General features: G+C 66.6%; 15 protein-coding genes. 7 read left to right on the top strand and 8 right to left on the bottom strand.

Features of this window, described 5'->3' with window-relative positions:
* Positions 1-1,242: 1,242 nt before the first annotated feature.
* The 3 genes from ABZV34_RS33455 to ABZV34_RS33445 all read left to right on the top strand — a co-directional run bounded on the left by ABZV34_RS33455 (position 1,243) and on the right by ABZV34_RS33445 (position 3,226).
* A complete protein-coding gene (locus tag ABZV34_RS33455) occupies positions 1,243-1,734 on the top strand; it encodes a replication/maintenance protein RepL (protein WP_356285142.1) in 492 nt (163 codons plus the stop codon).
* A gap of 17 nt (positions 1,735-1,751) precedes the next feature.
* Positions 1,752-2,150, top strand: a complete 399-nt coding sequence (locus tag ABZV34_RS33450; RefSeq protein ID WP_356285139.1) for a helix-turn-helix domain-containing protein — start codon at positions 1,752-1,754, stop codon at positions 2,148-2,150.
* A gap of 803 nt (positions 2,151-2,953) precedes the next feature.
* Positions 2,954-3,226, top strand: a complete 273-nt coding sequence (locus tag ABZV34_RS33445; RefSeq protein ID WP_356285136.1) for a hypothetical protein — start codon at positions 2,954-2,956, stop codon at positions 3,224-3,226.
* Between the two features lie 61 nt (positions 3,227-3,287).
* Here the strand turns inward: ABZV34_RS33445 and ABZV34_RS33440 are convergent, their stop codons facing one another.
* Positions 3,288-5,369, bottom strand: coding sequence for a hypothetical protein (locus tag ABZV34_RS33440; protein WP_356285133.1), 2,082 nt, complete (start codon positions 5,367-5,369; stop codon positions 3,288-3,290).
* A gap of 121 nt (positions 5,370-5,490) precedes the next feature.
* Here ABZV34_RS33440 and ABZV34_RS33435 point away from each other — a divergent pair, with 121 nt between their 5' ends.
* On the top strand, positions 5,491-5,688 hold the full coding sequence (locus tag ABZV34_RS33435) for a hypothetical protein (protein ID WP_356285130.1): 198 nt from the start codon (positions 5,491-5,493) through the stop codon (positions 5,686-5,688).
* A gap of 230 nt (positions 5,689-5,918) precedes the next feature.
* Positions 5,919-6,305 (top strand): hypothetical protein, encoded by a 387-nt coding sequence (locus tag ABZV34_RS33430; protein ID WP_356285127.1) that lies wholly within the window; start codon positions 5,919-5,921, stop codon positions 6,303-6,305.
* Positions 6,306-6,788: 483 nt separating this feature from the next.
* Here ABZV34_RS33430 and ABZV34_RS33425 read toward each other — a convergent pair whose 3' ends face one another.
* The 4 genes from ABZV34_RS33425 to ABZV34_RS33410 all read right to left on the bottom strand — a co-directional run bounded on the left by ABZV34_RS33425 (position 6,789) and on the right by ABZV34_RS33410 (position 12,404).
* The gene (locus ABZV34_RS33425) at positions 6,789-7,835 is read right to left on the bottom strand and encodes a hypothetical protein (protein ID WP_356285124.1); all 1,047 of its coding nucleotides are present in this window, start codon (positions 7,833-7,835) and stop codon (positions 6,789-6,791) included.
* Between the two features lie 888 nt (positions 7,836-8,723).
* Positions 8,724-10,667 (bottom strand): hypothetical protein, encoded by a 1,944-nt coding sequence (locus ABZV34_RS33420; RefSeq protein WP_356285121.1) that lies wholly within the window; start codon positions 10,665-10,667, stop codon positions 8,724-8,726.
* Positions 10,664-11,227, bottom strand: a complete 564-nt coding sequence (locus ABZV34_RS33415; RefSeq protein WP_356285119.1) for a hypothetical protein — start codon at positions 11,225-11,227, stop codon at positions 10,664-10,666. The genes ABZV34_RS33420 and ABZV34_RS33415 overlap by 4 nt, the downstream gene beginning before the upstream one ends.
* Entirely contained in the window at positions 11,214-12,404 is a 1,191-nt protein-coding gene (locus ABZV34_RS33410) for a dsDNA nuclease domain-containing protein (protein WP_356285116.1), read from the bottom strand. Before ABZV34_RS33410 ends, ABZV34_RS33415 begins: the two co-directional genes overlap by 14 nt.
* A gap of 293 nt (positions 12,405-12,697) precedes the next feature.
* Here ABZV34_RS33410 and ABZV34_RS33405 point away from each other — a divergent pair, with 293 nt between their 5' ends.
* Positions 12,698-13,009: a helix-turn-helix domain-containing protein gene (locus ABZV34_RS33405; protein WP_356285113.1), complete on the top strand. Its 312-nt coding sequence runs from the start codon at positions 12,698-12,700 to the stop codon at positions 13,007-13,009.
* 148 nt (positions 13,010-13,157) lie between these two features.
* Here the strand turns inward: ABZV34_RS33405 and ABZV34_RS33400 are convergent, their stop codons facing one another.
* Positions 13,158-14,417 (bottom strand): IS256 family transposase, encoded by a 1,260-nt coding sequence (locus ABZV34_RS33400; RefSeq protein WP_356285151.1) that lies wholly within the window; start codon positions 14,415-14,417, stop codon positions 13,158-13,160.
* Between the two features lie 417 nt (positions 14,418-14,834).
* On the opposite strand from ABZV34_RS33400, the gene ABZV34_RS33395 reads away from it, so the two are divergent.
* A complete protein-coding gene (locus tag ABZV34_RS33395; protein WP_356285148.1) occupies positions 14,835-15,242 on the top strand; it encodes a transposase in 408 nt (135 codons plus the stop codon).
* Positions 15,243-15,313: 71 nt separating this feature from the next.
* On the opposite strand, the gene ABZV34_RS33390 is transcribed toward ABZV34_RS33395, so the two are convergent.
* Entirely contained in the window at positions 15,314-15,775 is a 462-nt protein-coding gene (locus tag ABZV34_RS33390; protein ID WP_356285110.1) for a group II intron maturase-specific domain-containing protein, read from the bottom strand.
* 112 nt (positions 15,776-15,887) lie between these two features.
* A complete protein-coding gene (locus ABZV34_RS33385) occupies positions 15,888-16,664 on the bottom strand; it encodes a reverse transcriptase domain-containing protein (protein ID WP_356285145.1) in 777 nt (258 codons plus the stop codon).
* Positions 16,665-17,899: the final 1,235 nt, after the last annotated feature.

Here is a 17,899-nt window from a genome sequence, read left to right as displayed (position 1 = left end):
GCGAGTATTCGGCTGCCGGAGGAAGAGCGAATACTCGCTCCGCTCGTTTCGCGCGTCCCCGCGCGAATTGCCCCCGCCTCCGGCGGTGGGCGTTTATGGATTCGCCCTCCGGGCGAATCCATAAACGTACGTGCCTCCGGCACGAAAAGCGTTGTGGGTGTGGGGGGTTGAGGTTTGTCGAGAGGGTTTGTGAGGGGGTGTCAGGCGGGTTTTAGAGTGAGGGGTGGGGAAATGGCCTTCCAGGCCATTTCGGGGAGTCCTGGGGGATTCTCCGAATCCCCCACAGTGAAGACGGAAAGAATGATGCCGAATTCCGTGGAACAAGTAAACCACGGAAATGGGGAAAGGGTTGGGCCCTCCGGGCCCAACCCGACCCGACAGACACGAGAGTGAGAGAGCGTCAGCAGCTGTGTGAGCACCCTCCGGGCGCGCACACACCCAACACTCCCCCAGGCGACCGGAACGGCGCCTGACGGGTCACCAGGCCCCCACAACCAGCGGGGCCCCCGGCCCCGCCACGCCACCAACGAAAAAGCCCCGCCCGATCCACGAAGCCAGCTCACAGATCGGATGGCTCCTACAAACCGTAAGCCTCGAGGCAGCACAGCAATGCTGAGGGAGCTGAAGGTGCTGCAACTGGCCGCGAAGCAGCGGAAGTTCGAGGCGCTCCTTGGTGTGCTGAGTGCCTGAGGTTGGGAGCTGGAACAGTGGGAGGGTTCTTTAGTTAAGAGAGCGGCAGGAAAAACAGCCTCTGACCTGCGGTTTTCCGAAAGGTAATGTCGGTGGCCGCCGACATTGGCCCCCTGTGGACGTCGGCGGCCACCCACAGCAGCAGCAGAGACATGCGTCTATCCGCAACACTCTCCAGAAACATGTCACCAGTCGCAAGTTTTGCCCATGCTCGTGGGGCGAGCTCCGGCTGCACGGCTCCCTCCTGAGGGGTGCTCAGGAAAGAGCCGCCAGCGCGGCCGGCGCGCGACGAGAACCGCGGGCGCGGCCCGTCGCCAACAGGGACCGTAGGCAGAGTGTCGGTGCCGGCCGACATAGACTTGCGGAGATCCGCAACTCTCCGGCGTGTAACATGCGGATGCTGACAACTTTTGCCGTACAGTCGCAGCACCTGTACGCGAAAGGATCATCTACATGGGTGAAGCGGCACGCCCGCTGCGCGGACGCCGCGCCGGGCCACAGACCCAACAACCGCCACCTGTAAGGGCTGTTGGCGCAGATGACGGGACGGACTTGGCCCGGCTCATCGCCGAGCAGTTCGGGAAAGGGCCCGTCCACGAGGTCAAGGCAGTCGTCTACCGGCGCCCCCCGCACGACATGCTCGGCGCCGACGGCTACTCGCTCGTGAGCAACTACTTCACACGACGCGTCCTGCCCTACTGCCTCATGCACAACATCATCAGCAAGCTCCAGGCAGCCGTCCTGTCGAACATGATCGGCCGCCAGAAGAAGGGCAAGATCGAGGCCACCCACGCCGAGATCGCGGACGAGATCGGCGTGAAGCGGACCAGCATCGGCCACGCCCTGGACGCCCTGTGCGAGAAGAACCTCGTCCGCAAGGTCAAACGCTCGAGCTACCAGCTCAACCCCCGTGTCGCGTATAACGGGAACGGCCAGGAGCAGCACGACTTCCTGGCCGAGCTGCGGGCAATGGCACTGGACTCCAAGTTCCCCGACGAACTGGCCCCCGAGCTCAGCCTGTTCCCCAGGTCTGAGGTCGGCTGACCGAAGGGATCCTCGACATGCTGTTCAACACCACGGGCCTGCTCGGCATGCTCCACCAGCTGCAGCTCACCCCCACGGCGATCGACGTCCTCTCCGTCATGGTCAAGCACCAGGACGCCGGCGGAAACGTTGGCATGAAGCAGTCCGAGATCGACGAGATCCTCGGCGTCGGCCAGGCCTCCATGAGCCGCGCCATGGCCCTCCTCGTCGAACGCGGGATCGTCCTGCGCTCCGGCGGCGGCCGCGGCCACCGCTACGCCCTCAACCCCGCCGTGGCCGGCTATGAGTCCCAGACCGAGCTCGAGAAGTCCATGACCCAAGAGCTCGCTGCCGGCGGCCCCCCGCCCATCAAGGTCCCCGGCTACGCCAAACGCCCGCCCAAACCCGGCAAGGGCGGCCTCCACGCTGTCGCGTAGCGGCCCAGAACGCAGCGAGGCCCCGGCGGGATTGCCGGGGCCTTCTGCACCTGTACGCGAAGCGCGCACCCTCAGTATGCCCACCTCCGTGGTGTCCAGCCACCTGGACGCCTGCTGCCCGCAACGACGAGCCGACCGTGACCCACCGGCTGGACGTGACCGGACCCAAGCGAGTAGGGACCACATGAGCGAACAGACCCCCGATGAGGACGCCTCAACCGAAGTACCGGCTGACGGGCCGCAGTCTGGGTGACGCCAGCACTGAGGACAGCCCCGCAGTAGCGGCGGCCAGAGCGATGGCGGCCACCCGCATCGAGGCAGCACGAATAGCACGGTCAGCCGCCACACGAAAAGACCTCGCGATCGCTGCACCCGTAGTGCTGGTGTGCGCCTTCGGTGTCGAGCTTTTCGCTCTCTCTGTTACGGACAGCGACGGGCCTGACTCCATCGCCCCATTCGTGTGGCTCTTGATTATCACAATCGCACTTCTGATTACCCTCGGTACAGTCGGATTTCGAGTGGCAAACCGAAGGGCGGCGTTCGAAGAAGTCTGCCGAGCGGAAGAATTCAACGTCACGACGGCACGTCTGAACTACGATCAGAAACCTGATGCACCACTAGCCGCGAATCGCGCGCTCCTGCGCGAATATCACAGGCTGTCAACCAACCAAGCAAAATCAGCGTTCCGCCTCGCCCAATGGGTCATGGGAGCATCTGCTCTCCTCGTATCTGCAGGCGCCGTCGCCGTAGGACTTGCCTCCAACACCGCCACAACGGTTACCCTCGCATCACTCACCGCCTTCGTGACAGCACTCAGCGGCTACATCTCCTCCACCCTCCTAGCCACCTACCGAGTCTCCGTCGAGCAAGCCCGCTTCTACTTCCGCGAACCCCTCGCAGGCGGCTACCTCCTCGCCGCCGAACACCTCGCCGCCAGCCTCAACGAACCAGAACGCGCCCCCGCCCTCGGCCGCGTAGTCGACGGCTTCATCCAAGCAGCCACCAACGTCCCCGGATCCGCCCAAGACACCGCACTCCCGGAAGAACCACCACAGGCCACCACGACGGGCAGCTAGACCAGCACCGCCGGTACGTCCACCGCCCCCGAATGAGCCTCGTCCTGGCCGGTAGCACGGATCATTGCCATTGAGGCGTCGGCGTGCCGTCCGGGTCCAGGCCGTACGGCCACACCCTCCGGAGTACCTCCCACATCCCGGTCACTTTGAGCAGGGCAACGGGGTAGCCGTGGTCGGCGGCCTGCTGAAGGAGGGCTTCGTAGCCGTCCCGGTCCCCGGCCTCCTCGCGCGTGTCGGCCAAGCGAAACAGGGCACCGGCGTCGCCGCGGTCGGCGGCCTGCTGAAGGAAGGCTTCGGAGCTGTCCCGGTCCCCGGCCTCCTCACTCCTCTCGGCCAGACGGGCCAGGAGACTGATGTCTTTGTCGTCGACGTGGTCGGTGGCCTCCCGGAGGAAGGTTTCGTAGCCGTCCCGGTCCCCGGCCTCCTTACGCATCAGGGCCAGGTAAAGCAGGGCAACGGGGTAGCCGCGGTCGGCGGCCTGCCGGAAGAGGGTTTCGGCGCCGCTATGGTCCCCGGCCTTCTTACGCATCTCGGCCCGGTGAAGCAGGGCATCGAGGGAGCCGAGGTCGGCGGCCTGCTGGGAGAGGGTTTCGGCGCCGCTATGGTCCCCGGCCTCCCTACGCATCTCGGCCAGGCTGACCAGGGCCCTGGTGGCGCCGAGGTCGGCGGCCTGCTGGAAGAGGTGGTGGGCCCATTGCATGCGGTGGCGATTTTGGGCGGCTTGGGCGAGTTTGTCCACGTCGTCGGGCTGGGTGAGGTGGGTGTGAGCGGCGTGCCAAAAGGAGGCGGGCGGGCACCGGCGGCGACGGGTGGTGCGGCCGTGTTGTTCGAGGTAGTCGGCAAGCCGGAGCACCGGGCCTGTGGGCGGCGGCACAGTGGGGCAAGTGTCAGTGGTGGGGGCGGGCGGCTGTCGTGGGGGGCGGGGCGTGGTGCGGCGCAGGGGGGCTTGTTTGCCGTGGACCTGCTCGGCTAGTTCGACGTAGGCCTGTTCGGCCCAGTCGTCGCTGAGCTGGTCGCGGTCGTCATTGCTGAGGTAGTCGGAGGCGGCGGCGGTCAGGAATGCCTGGGGGAGGTGGAGGCCTACGCCGAGCCGGCGCGCGTCCATCGCTGCTTCGAGCAGCGCGCGGGAGGCGGGCTGGCTGGGCTGTTCGTAGCGGCGCAGGAGTTCGGGAGCTCCGGCCAGGTCCTGGGTGATCCGGCCGCTGTCCCGGCTGCGGGTGAGGGCGTCAGCCAGCAGAGCGTCGCCCTTTTCGGCGGCAAGAGCCGTCGCTGCGGCCAGAGCCGCGTTGTCGAACGTGTCGGGGACGCTCAAGGTGTGGCCGGCCAGCAGTTCCCGCGCCCGGCTGTGCGGATCATCCCCGCCCAGTTTGGGCAGGGCAGCGTAGGCGTGGGCGTACTCGGGCCACAACGTGCCCAGCACCAGGACCGGACACCGCTCCTTGTCTGTCAGCAGCCGGTGCACGGCCGCCGCGATCCGCTCGCCGACCTTCTGGTCGCCGAGGTAGTGCTGGGCCTCGTTCAGCCACACCACCGTCCGCGGCGCGACCCGGTGCAGATCATCCAGCGCGGCCTCGGCCCGGGTCGGGTCGAAGGGATGCCACAACCGCCAGTCCTGCGCGGCCAGTTCCTGCACGGCCTGCCAGCACGCCCGGGTCTTGCCCGTCGAGGAGGCCCCCACCAGGACCACGATCCCACTGACCCCCCGTGCGGCTGCCGCTACCGCATCGGCCAGCACGGCGTCGTGCGCGCGGCGTACGTACCCGGGAAGCGCCCGCGTCCCGTCGACGCTTGACGCGGTCGTGCCGGGTCCGGCGGGGTGCACTTCCAGTTCGTGCGCGTCCCACTGGCTGATGGGGCGGCCCGGCCCCGACCCGGCGGACGGCGGTGCGTCTGTCTCCCCGGCCGCCCTCCGCCGCAGTTTCAGCAGTTCGCCCTCCGGCAGTTTCAGCTCACGGCCCAGTCTGGTGATCGTGTCCACTGACGGCACATCCCCCTGGGGTGAGAGTGCCTTCGACACCGTCCCACGCCCGAGCCGGGCCCTGGTCGCGAGCTGCGTCTGATTCAGGTCTGCGCGGGCCCGTCCCTCGTCGAGTCGTCTGCGTAGTTCGGCGTGTGCCGCACGCTTGTCTGGGTCGTCGTGCATGTGGTGGTCCCCCGGGGTGGTGTGTGCGCCCGTGTCCATCTTTGTCGCCGTGAACCATGGCGCACAGCGGCATTGCGAGATTCGTCCCTGTCAACACCCCACCGTGTCCCGGGAGTCTGCCGTGAGCGTCGCTATCGTCCTTCTCGCTGTCGCCGTCGTTGTCATCGTCGCGCTGCTGTCCGCCATCGGCGCCGGAGCGCTTGCCCGGCTTGACGGCGCTACCTGGCCGACGGCCCTCACCCGCGCGGCCGGCACCTTCGCCGCCGTCCTCGCCCTCGCCGCCGCCGTCACCACGACCTTCGCCGCCATCCTGACCTGACCACCCATCCACAGGACTCTCCGCCCTCTCAGCGGCCCTCACTGGCCCTTGACGAACGTCGAGTCGGGGCCGCGCCGTCGCAGTACCCGGGAGCCGGGAGCCGGGAGCCGGGCAGACGGTCTCGAACGGCCTGCTGGACGAGGGCAGCGTTCCGGACGAGGCTGTGTGGATGAACGACGAAGACACCGCCCCCGGAGAAGACGGTGGCCGGAGTGAAAGCAGCCCTCTACATGGAAACGCTCCAAGCCCGGATGGACCCGGACCAGTACAAAGCTCTGGCGCAGACGCTTCACGAGACGATCCATCTCCTGATGCAGGGCCGCGAGGGCATCATCGGTTCCGAGGGCGACACACCGTTCACGCCCGAGCTGAACCGCGAGTTCGCGACCGTGCTGAACATCCTGCTCACAGGCAAGATGGACCAGCAGATCGTTGACGTACCCGCATCCGACGGCCGCTCCACAGGACTCGTCTTCATGGATCCCGAAGAGGCCGACGACCCCGACAAGGTCCAGGAAGTACGGGACTTCCTCGACAAATGGTCCGCCGAACGCCAAGCCGTCGACAACGAGCTGGACGGCATCGCACGGGCCAGCAACCCGAGCGCCAACGACTGAACACCGCGGAGCGCCGAAGCCGCCGCCGACGCGCGTCCCCCACCCGTGCGGGGTGCGCCGTGCGCGGCCGGCTCGGGGGGCGTGGCGGCCGCGCACGGCGGGAGGGGCGTCCCGTGCTGTGCAGTGCGTAGCAGGACGCCCCCGGGCATCGTGGCAGGGGCCGTGAGGTCGTGCCACGTTGGACACGGCGACGGGATGACGCTGGTTCAGGCGTCCTGGTCGTCGTGGAGGGAGATTGTCCCGGCGGGCCGTGACCCGGTGATCCATTCCCGCGTTTGCACGGCAGCGCCAGACCACCTCCCTGCGAATGGCGCAGCAGCCGGGCCCTGGTGCCGGAAACCATCCCCGGGGCCCGGCTCACGAGCTTCACGCGGCCAGGAGGCCGTGCGCAGCCCTCCACAGCGGACGACGATCGGACTGCGCACGGCGAGAAGGGCGATCGCCTACGCGGCGAAAGTCGATCCCCGGGGGACTGTGGAGCGGCTACTGCATCAGTGCGGCGAGGGCCTGTTCAGCCATCTGGATGCCCTGGGTGGCCGCCATGGTGGTGGCGCCCGCCAGGAGCTTGTCTTTGAGCTGGGTGGCGAACTGGCGCAGGCGGCCCGGCTCGGGGTTGCCTGAAGTAGCCTCGGTGTGGAGGTTCTGGGCGACGTGCTCCAGTTCCACACGGTCTTCGTCGGACAGTCCCAGGATGGGACTCACCTGACCGACGTACCCGGCGAGCTGGACGAACAGCGTCGGGTCGACACCGTCGGTGTTGTTTTGGGTGAAGTTCTGCTGCTCGCCGATGATGACGCCCTTGGCGTTCGGTAGATAGGTGTTGTACGTGCTACCGGGGCGGGGCTGGTTCACATAGTCCTGCACGTTTCCTCCTGCCAGAGCGCAACTCGTGCCCTGGGTCGTGATGGCGACCGTGGTCGGGTCGGCGTCGACGTGTTCGATGAGACTGTGGTCTGCGAGATAGGCGAGCGCCTGACGCAGATCAGTCCCACTGATCTCGGTACCCGCGAAATAGGAGCCGGGTGTCGCGAGGAACAGGGCCGGGTTTACGGGTGTCTGGTCGCTGGTGATGTCGAAGAGCCACCGCAGCAAAGCATCCATCGTGTGTCGAATCCGGGCGGCGCGGTCCTTCTGCAGGTCTTTCAGCTCACACATGGCGACACGGCCGGCGTCGGTGAGACGGACATGGGTCCTGGACCCCATGCCCCGGAGAAGCTGTACCAGGTCGTGCTGGTCGAGCTGGAGAGCCAGAATGGCCGGGTCCTCATCCTCCAGCCCGAGTTCTTCGGGGAAAGTGGCGACGTCGGTGTACCCTCCCGGGTTCAACTTCTCGCGCTCGTCCAGCCAGAGCAGCAACCGGGCCAGATAGCCGGTCACCTCGCCGGTCACCGCGCTGGATGTGGCTTCGATCTGTGCAGAGACGCGAGGAGGGTTCCGTCGTTGAGCCCTCTCCAGACTCTTGTTGGTTTCCTTCACCAGATTCCTGGCCCACTTGTCGATCTCACGCCTGTTGATGCCGCTGCCGGGCACGTTGCCCTCCTGTCTCAGGTACCTCAGACAATGCTATGGAGCGGGTCTGACAGTGAGGGCCCACAGGCACAGCGCTCCGTGGCGAGATGTACCCGCACTCCTGCATCACCGGCACTCCGCTCATGCAGCGCCCGCTTCGCTGAGAGCCGCGCGCACGGACTGCCTCTCGCTCACCATCCGCATCCCCCAAAGGCCCCGTTTCCCTCAGGCAACGGGGCCTTCGGAATGCCCGCACGCCAACAGGAGACTCCATGCCGCGTACCCGGATCACCGGCCCGCCCTGCAGGCCGTCTACGACTGCCTCACTCCTGCCGAGTCCGGCACACCGGTCAACAGCAACGCCGAGGCCATCGCTGCCCGCGAGGGTCTGGATCTGGCGGCCGAACTGGCCGCGGCCCGGGGTCGCGCCGATGGCGTCCCGCCACGTGGTGTAAGCGATCAAGACACCGGAATCCGCAGGCCAGGGCGCCGACCATGACCGATCGGATGTCCAACTCGTCTTACCGGGAGGCTTCGTGGGCTGCAGTCTCCGCAGAGATCGCCACGGGTCTCGAACCGGAACGCGTAGCGCGTGATCCGCTACACCACGTCGCGGGACACGACCGTCGCGCCGCCGGCACCACCGCGTCCCTGCGGCCCACGGCCAGGAACGGCCGTCGCGACGACCGGCGCACGCTGGAGCGCCACGCCCTCACGGTGCTCAGCCGTCAGGAGCAACCTGTTCCGTCTTGTCTGCCATGACTCGTCCGATCCGCCCGGCCCAAGAGCCCGAGGCCGAGCCCCAGGCCAGGCTGTCACATCACGGACTTACACGATCTTTCAGACACGCTCATTCGCGGAACCCGGCGGCGGGCTGCGAGTGCCCGTGCATGGCCATGGAGGGGTAGTTCACGAGGGGTCGCGGACGTTGTTCTCGGGCGCAGCCTCATCGCCTTCAGCGGGATGAGTGCTGTCCTCAGCGGACGACGGTGCTGCTGGGACGAGCCGATCTGTGTCCGAGAGCTCCAGCGCTCGGTGAATGCCGTCGATGGGTGGCGAGTCGTTGTCCGTGACGATGATCTGCAGACGATCGATGTGTTCGGTGGCCGTCTCCAGCAAGGTGGCGTACATCTTGCGGAGCCGTTCCAGGTCGACGCCCTCGTGACCGACGTTGCTGCTGATGCCGTCAATGATCAGAAGGTTGGGCAGGGGGATGGCCTCGTCGTCGAGCGCCACCTTCTGGTGGGCAAGGACGTGGGCCACGTTGACGAGGACTTCGACCCCCTGGGACTGAAGGTCGGCGAAGGAGCGCCCGTCGACCACGGGCATGTAGGTCTCGCGATTGACGCGGGAGCCAGGCTGGTTGTCGAAGCGGGGCGCATCGAAACTGCGGAGGGTGGCTTCGAAGGCGGCGTCGAGCGTGTTCAGGCGCTCGTGGACGGCCGTGTTGCTGTGCCGGGAAGCGGCGATACGGTCGTTGAGGTCTTCCTGTTCCCGCTCCAACTCGGCGATGCGTTCGTTCTGTCCTTGGAGTCGCTCGTGCAGGGCCAGGGCGTCGTCGAGGCGAGCGAGGTGTTCCTCCAGCCGAGCCTGCTGGGCAGCCACCGCACGGATGCGTTCAGTCGCGTCGGTGAGGTAAGTGGCCGTGGCACGGTCGAGTTGCTCGCCGAGGTCGGTGCGGCGGCGCGCCTGAGTGGAGCGGGCTGCCTGTAGTTCGTCGAGGCGGCTCGTACTGCGCTTGATGAGATCTTCTGTCTCGGTGACCTGTTCGATGACGCGGTCTTGCTCGGCGGCGAGTGTGGACGGCGCTGGCCTCTGGGGCGGGGTCTGCAGACACAGCCTGCAGGTGTTCTCGTTGCCCCGGTCGGGTACACCGGCGCCGCAGCGCGGGCAGGTGTGGAATTCGAAGTCGTTCAGCAGCCGTTCGGCGACCAGGGCCCGGGTGAGACGGCGGCTTTGCGCGATGAGTTGATCGCGCAATTCTTCCAGACGGGACCGAGAGACGGCCTCGGCGGCGGAGGCGTCGGAGATGCGGGCGAGTTCGGCTTCCGCCTCGCTGACCTGCGTGCGCAGCGAGACGGTGGCGGTGTCGGTGAGTTCCTGGGTCAGGTTCAGGTCGGTCTGTCGGGCCTGGGCGAGCTGTTGCTCGGTCTGCTGCCGCTGTACTTCGAGGTGGGCGCGGGAAGCGAAGGTCGTGTTCTCGAGGATGCGCTCCAGGGTGGCGGCATCCGCGGTGAGAGCGTTGAGCTCGGTTGTAACTTTGCGCAGGTGTTCTCGCAGTCCGGCTGCCTCGGGATCGTAGAGGCCGTAGAGGATGTCGAAGACGTACTTGCGCTTGATGTTCTTGTGGTTGTTGTCCGGGGTGCCGAAGACGGAGTTGTCGATCTCCTTCTGCTTCAGGACGCAGTACATGAGGTAGTCGCTGATGGTCACGGGGACCAGGGGGCTCGCGTCATCCGTGGGGGCACGGGGGACGCGGATGGCGGGCAGGTCCAGCATGTCGAGCCACCAGTTGCGGAACGTCTGGTCGTAGCCGGCCTGCAGTTCGCTTGCGGGGAGCCGCCAGAGTTCTTGTTCGCCGCCGATTTCGGCGATATCGACCTTGGCTGTGGTGGTGGTGACCAGCTGGCGCACAATGAGGAAGCGGCGTTCGCCGATGAGCACGGTGCCGGAGATCGTCCGCCCCCTCAGTTCGGGGACGACCTTCACGTCGGCGCCCAAGAGGGCCCGCAGACAGCTGACGGTGGCGGTCTTGCCGCCGCTCATCGCGCCGACGATGGCGTTCATGCCGGGTTCGAAGCGTACGGTGCGGCTGGTGCCGACCAGGGTCAGTTCTTCGATGCGCAGTCTCACAGGTGGGTCCCCCAGTCCGCCTCGACGATGTCGGGGAACGTCTGGTAAATGAGGTCCTTCAGGGTGGTGCCGGTCAGGTCGAGGTGCCGCCGCAGGAGCCGCGCGCGGTCGCGGACGGGGCGCCAGCTTTCCGTCTCCGCCAGGGCGACGGCGACGTCGTGTCCGGCCGCGGTGGTGCGATAGGTGGCGACGGCGTCCTCGTGCTTGGGCTCGATCAGGCCCTTGCCCGTGAGGGCGCCGAGCAGTGCGTAGTAGGCCGGGTCCCAGGGTCCGTACCGGTAGCGGATCATGCTCTGTTCGATCGCGCCGGTCAGCCAGGGGTCTTCGCCGACGTCCGTAGTGGGCCGCCTGACGGCCATGAGCTTTCTGAAGTGCTGGGGGTAACGCAGCAGGAAGTCGAGCTTGGCCAGCTTCATCCGGCCCTCGATGCCCTTGCTTCGCTTGGTCTCCGAGAAGACGTCGATCAGAAGCAGCAGACGTGCCTGGGCGTCGGCGGAGGGCGGCTGGCCGTCGGCCGGCGGCGCTACGGACGCGGGCGTGGCCGTATCAGGAGGCGTCACGGACGTCCCCCCAGTTGAATCGGCATTCGTCCGACACGGCGCATGCCCTTCCCATGAGCAAGACGTCGTCCTGGGCGTAGAGGGGGTGGCGGTCGTACGCGCCAGGGTTGCCCTGGAGCGCCTCCTGCAGGCCGTCGAAGATGGCGTCGGCCGGCTGCGGGTGCTCTTTGTGAGAGCGTCCGACACGGCGGGCCAGCAGCAACAGCCGCTGGTCCAGGTCCGTCTCGACGGCCAGGTTGTCGGGCCAGGTTCCCAGGGCTTGTTCCCTCAGCCGGTAGTGGTCCGCCTGAGCCCGGAGCATCTTCGCGTCCTCGATCACGTCCCTGGAGGCGGCCCCCTGGCGGAGTTTGCGCACGAGCGCGGTCTCCGGCCCATGGAGAGCCTCGGAGACGTCCTCCAGCAGTACGTGGTCGGGCCGGGTCAGCCGCTGGCGAACGTCGGCAATGACAGCCATGGTGATCCGCTTTCCCAGCACGGCCGGCGGAGGGGAATCGATGGCCAGCAACTCGGTCCACCGGGCCGGAGGACGGCCCTGTGTGGCCTCGCGGGTGCGGCGCAGCAGCTCTGTGTAGAGCGCGTCGACCGTGCCTACGGGAAGCTCCGGACCCGCCAGATCAGCCAGGACGCGCGTGTTGCGCGCCTCGACGTCTTCACGCCGGGCCAGGGTACGGACACGGACGAGCCCGAGAAAGTCGTCCACCGCAGCGTCCTGGGGCACGCCCAGGTGCGCGGCAACTCGCTTGCGGCAGTTCGCGTTCGCAGCACCCTCCCCCCTCGACAGCGCGGTGACCGGGGCGTCAGCAGGATCGAGGTGGCCCTCGATGCCAGCGGTCAACTGGTAGACCAGCACCAGCCCGCTGCCCTGTACGGCGGTGTGGGTGCGCCACAGGCTCCTCAACGGCCCTTTGGAGATCACGTCTCTCAGTGACCAGGGCTCGACTGAATCGCGGGTCTTGATCTGCTGGAAATCCCAGAACAGGCTGCCGGCGACACACCGGGGATCGCCGCTGCGCGCTACGACAATGTCTTCGATGTGCTCGCAGGTGACGTGCTGGACCGTCCCGCCCGCCAGCATCTCCAAGACCGCCTGCACAGCGATGTGGACCTGGTACTCGTACCGGCGAAACGTGGGCGAGCCCGTATCGTCCGGCGCTTCGATCTCGATCGGATCGGCCATTCGCCCCCCAGCTAGTTACCCGCCGAGCACGCAGCGTAAAGCGTTTGCGATCTTTCGTCGACGGCGCGGCACAAGACAGTTCGGAAACGGACCAAGTTGACCGGACTGCGGCTCGGGCAGAACTAGTGCTGGATTCCTCTTTGGCTGGGTATATGTCCTGGTGGCGGGGCAGTTGCGGGTGCTGGGCGATGGTTTTATGGGCACGACCGGAATCTGATGAGGACGAGCGGGCTGTGGTTCGCCGCTTGTCGCGGGCGCGGAAGGCGCCGCGGGATGTGGTGATGCCGGCTCGGATGATCGAGCTGAGTTGGTCGGGGCTGCGGGTGCCGGCGATCGCTGTGGAGCTGGACTGCAGCCAGAAAACGGTTCGCTGCTGGCTCCACCGCTTCAACCGCTTCGGCCTGCAGGGACTTGAGGATCTGGGTGGGCAGGGCCGCAAGCGGCGGATCACCGAGCAAGAACGCTCGCGGATCATTTCCCTGGTCAAGACTGTGCCGCCGGGGCGACTGCGGTGGGAGCCCGTCGGGGAACTGTGGGCCTTCGACGAGTCCGGGCCGGCCGAGTGGACGCTGGATTCCCTCGGCAGCACGTGCGGAAGGGATTGAGGTCGGCCGCTCGCAGGTGCGCCGCATCCTGCTCGCCGAGGGGGTGCGGTGGCGACGCGGGAGGTTGTCAATTCCTTTGTGTATGTAGAGGTGTGCGTCCTTGCTGGTCGGACCCTGAACGTGGTTACTCTCGGTGATCTTGCAGGGTTCAGAGGGGGAGGCGGTCGGGGAAGGCGAGCATGAAGTGGTTCATGGCCCGCTTCCACCCAAGGGTGCCCGTGCCGCGGACGCGGCCTTGGGGGATAGGGCCGTCGCCGTCGATGTGGCGGCCCTCGATGCGGCGGATGCCGAGGTAGAGGAGCTTGATCGCGGCGTCGTCGGAGGGGAAGTGCCCGCGCGTCTTGGTGATCTTGCGGAGTTGGTAGTTCAGGGACTCGATGGCGTTGGTGGTGTAGATCACGCGCCGGATCTCGCGGTCGAAGGCAAGGAAGGGGATGAACTCCTCCCACGCGCGGTCCCAACTCGCAATCAAACCAGGGTAGTTCTTGCCGTAGTCGGTCCTGAGCTCATCGAGGGCGCTGAGCGCCTCGGACTCGGTGCTCGCGGTATAGATCGGCTTCAGGGCGGTGGCGACCTTCTTGCGGTCGGTGTAGGACACGTACTTCATCGACGAGCGGATCAGGTGCGTCACACATGTCTGGACCTGGGCTTTCTCCCAGACGGTGTTGATCGCGTCGGGTAGGCCCGTCAGTCCGTCGCAGCACACGATCAGGGCATCCCTCAGGCCGCGGTTCTTGAGCTGGGTGAGCACGTTCAGCCAGAACTTCGAGCCCTCGTTGTCCTGCAGCCAGATGCCCAGCACATTCTTGATGCCGTCCACGTCGACACCAATGACCAGATGGGCGGACTTGTTGGTGACCATGCCGCCGTCGCGGACCTTCACGCTCAAAGCGTCTATGTAGAGGATGGGGTAGACCTCGTCAACGGGCCTGTTCTGCCAGGCAGTTATTTCATCCGACACTACATCGGTGATCTTCGAGATCAAGGCTGGGGACGCCTCTGTCCCGTAGACCTCCTTGAGGTGCGCGGTGATGTCCCGGGTCGTCATGCCTCGTGCGTAGAGCGACAGGATCATGTCGTCGACCTGGGCCAGACGCCGCCGCCCCTTGGGCACGATCACCGGCTCGAAGTCCGCCTTGCGATCCCTGGGCACGTCCACCGTGACCGGCCCGGCCGTCGTCGTCAGCGTCTTGGGATACGACCCGTTGCGGGAGTTGCCCGACCCCCGCCCGGCCGGGTCGCCGGCCTCGTAGCCGAGGTGGTCGGCCATCTCGACCTGCAAGGCCCTCTCCAGGACCGCCTTCATCATCTGCTGCAGCAGACCGCCCTGCCCATCGATACCGACCCCAGCCGCCTCCGCGTCCGCCAGCATCCGGTCGATCGCCGCCGGCGACATCGCCCCCGCCAACCTGCGCGACGCCTCCCGCCGGGACTCGTCGGACTCGGCGTACGGGAAGTTCTCGTTCATCACATCACTCACTGTGTGTCACATTCCTGGTGTCAGCCAGGGCCCGACCAGCACCCAGCAAGATCATCTCTTACACAAGGAAGTGAACACCCTCGCACGCGGTCGTGGATGCGGTCGAAGGACCCGGACTTCGTCCCAAAAGGACAAGGATCATCGGCCTCTACACCCAGCCACCCGACCGCGCGACGGTGATCTGCGCTGACGAGCTGGGGCCGGTGATCCCCCGAACGTTCCCGCCCGCACCCGCCTGGTCACCCGACGGACACAGGATCAAAGCGGAGCTCGACTACAGCCGCGGACCGGAGAAGACATGGGTCTACGGCGGCCTGCGGCCGGCCGACGGCCAGGCCCCCCACCCTGACCGCATCTTCCCGGAACAGCGTCTTCTACCAGCAGTTCCTGCAACAGGTCGAGGACGCCAACCCGACCGGCCAGATCTGGATCGTCACCGACAACCTGTCCTCCCACAACAGCGTGTCCACCCGGACCTGGCTCGAGGACCACCCCCGCATCCACCACGCATTCATTCCCGTCGGCGCATGCTGGCTCAACCTTCAGGAAGGCTGGTGGCGCATCTTCCGCAAGGCCGCCCTCGCCGGCCGGTCCTTCGCCAACCCCGACGTCATCGCATACGCCACCGCCCTCGCGACCAGCCAACTCAACTCCCGCGCGAAGCCATGGATCTGGGGCAGACCAGCACCCCCAACCCGACGGCTAGTGCGCTCTGTCCTACTTCGTAGGGTCGGGGACTGGCGCGGTGGCTGATGCTCCGTTTCCAGTCCCCGCCGCTTCAAACCGTGCATGCAGTTCTCCCGCACACGGCTTTCCGGCATCGTTCACCGGCTGGCATGCGCCGTTGCCCTGTGCACGTTTCCGGTAAGGCGGTAGACACCGAGCCGGGTGATCCACCCATAAGTAAATCGGGTGGTCCAGTTCCTGCCCGCAAGTCTGTGTTTCGCGCTGGCGAAGATCGCCAGCCGTTCGTGGACATAGCCGTCGACCACGTTGAACTTCCGTCCGGAGTTCCCGTTACGGAAGTACGCCGCCCAGCCCCGCAGGACCGGGTTGAGATCGGCGACCACGGCGGATACCGGCCGCTCAGTCCTCGAACGAGCGGTCGCCGCACGGACTTTGTCCCGCAGTACCCGCATCGCCTTGACCGAGGGCCAGCGTTGCAAGTAGTACCTGCCCCGCCATTTCCACGATTCCATCTTCCGGTGGTGGAAGCCGAGAAAGTCGAAGCCCTGCCCACCTCGGGTGAGGCGGACGATGCCGGTCTTCTCGGGATGCAATCGCATCCCGAGCCGCTCCAGCACTCGTGCCGCCAATTCACGGGCCTGTGCGGCCCGTTGCTCCGTCGGCGACAGGACTACGAAATCATGGTCGTGTCCCCGGTCGTGGTGTAGCCGATCACAGTCCGTCGCTTCCGTTTTGGAGCCGTCCGGTACGTGCCGCTGCCAGCCGTCGTGCGATCATCACTGGTCCCGGCCCGGCGAGCCTCAACAGGGCCTCCGGCGGGGGTGATTCGGGCCGCGACCTGGGGATTCCGTCAGCTTGATCGGCTACACCACTCGGCGGGACGCCATCGAAATCATCGCAGTATCTCACCAGCACCCCCAGTCGGCATCCTTCGTTCTGCCACGCCTCGTCGAGAACGTGCAGCGCGATATTTGCCAGCAATGGGGAAATCGGTGAGCCCTGTGGGGTTCCTGCCCCGGTAGGCGAGGTCACCCCGCTCTCCAGGACTCCCATCCGTAGCCAGGCCCGGATCAGCTTCAGCATCTGCCGGTCCACCACACGCCGTGCCACTTGGGCCATCAGCGCCTCATGGTCGATCGTGCCGAAGCAGTCGCGGATATCGGCCTCGAGCACCCACTCCCGCCGCTGGTTCGCGGCGACACGCACTGCTTCGCATGCGTCGATCGCGGACCGCTTCGGCCGGAATCCGTAGCTCGCCTCGGTGAACTGGGCGTCGAATACTGGTTCAAGGACCAGTTTCGCAGCCGTCATCACCACGCGGTCCGCCACGGTGGGGATCGATAGCGGCCGGAACTCCCCCGGCCGCCCGGGTTTGGGAATCTGGACTCGTCGCAGTACTGCCGGACGATACGTATGCGCCCGCAGTCTCTGCGAAAGGTCCTGGAGGAATGCATCCACTCCCGAGGTCTCCACCGCGTCGACGGTCATGCCGTCCACGCCGGGGGCACCCCGGTTTGCGCACACACCGGCCCACGCCCGCCGAAGGACGTCCATGCGGTGGACATGGCCATACAGGGCGTGAAACCGGCGTTCGGGTTCTTGCTCGGCACAGCGGTAAAGCGTCCGTTGCAGGGCTCGGACCTTGTCCAGAGGACGGCCACCCGGCCCTGCGGCGTCTTCCTCCCGGCGGATGGAACTAGCCGAAACGGCACTCATCCGGGTCCCTCCCTGTTTTCGAATCGCATCGATGAAGCAGGGGCCCTTCGCTCCCAGCGGGTTGTGTTGTCCCGCCGATCGTCACTACTACGACCCCCTCCGACTGCCTCTCGGCAACCCGCCATTTCCCGGTTCTTCCGGTTATAGGAAGGCCACGCTTCCCGGGCCGCAATACCCGGGGCCGAGGAGGCTCTCTCCAGTTCCCAGGACAACCTTCCGGCCATTCCACGCCCCTTACGCCGGGAGGTTCTTCGACGACCGCTCCAGGTCCGACATCGTCTTCCGTGGCCTTCGCCAATCAAGCACAGGCTCGGCTCCTCCTTGGCCCGCCCGCGGGCGGGGGGTTAAATGACGACGCTGCAGGCTTCACTTCATGTTGCGGACTGGTCGGTTGCACGCCCCCGAGGGGCGCTTGTCACTCCACTTCGACGCCACCATTTCGAGCGACGCCGGGAGTCAGCTACCGGGGACCCTGGCGTCTCCCCGGACCGGACTTGCACCGGCTGGCTACCCTGAACTTGACGTCCGGTTACATCGTTCACACCCCTTCTGAACTGGGAAGACGCCCGGACTGCTGGACGTACGCTTGATGCTTAACCTCGATTCGTCAGCGGTCGTGAGTGCGTTACTGGGCTGCTGCTTCACCCCGTTTGTCCCGCGTGATCGCGGGCGAGGTCGTCGCGCGTCGCTGCGGCTGCGCCGGGGTTCCACGGCACCCGGAGGTGGTGAGGGCGTACTCCTTCCCCTGTCTCGTGGGGGCTGGTGGGCGAGGCGTCAGGTGACGGCCGGCAGGGCGGTCAGGCGCTGCCAGCAGGTGGTGAACGTGTGCTGTGGCGTGACCGTATTCCCGCACCGCCGCGGTGCCGCCAGTGCATCGCGGCCGTTGCCGCGGCAAGTCGCTACGGCGGCTAATTCCCTGGCCGCAATTCGATGAGCGCTGGCCGCGCTGCCTCTCGTCGGTCGCCGGGATCTCCGGCATGTTTGAGGCGTGATGTATTTGACCGAAA

Source organism: Streptomyces sp. NPDC005195 (assembly GCF_040608315.1).
In the GTDB taxonomy this organism is placed as follows: domain Bacteria; phylum Actinomycetota; class Actinomycetes; order Streptomycetales; family Streptomycetaceae; genus Streptomyces; species Streptomyces kaempferi.
Note: the sequence above shows the minus strand (reverse complement) of the source record. Positions and strands in the feature narration are given on the sequence as shown.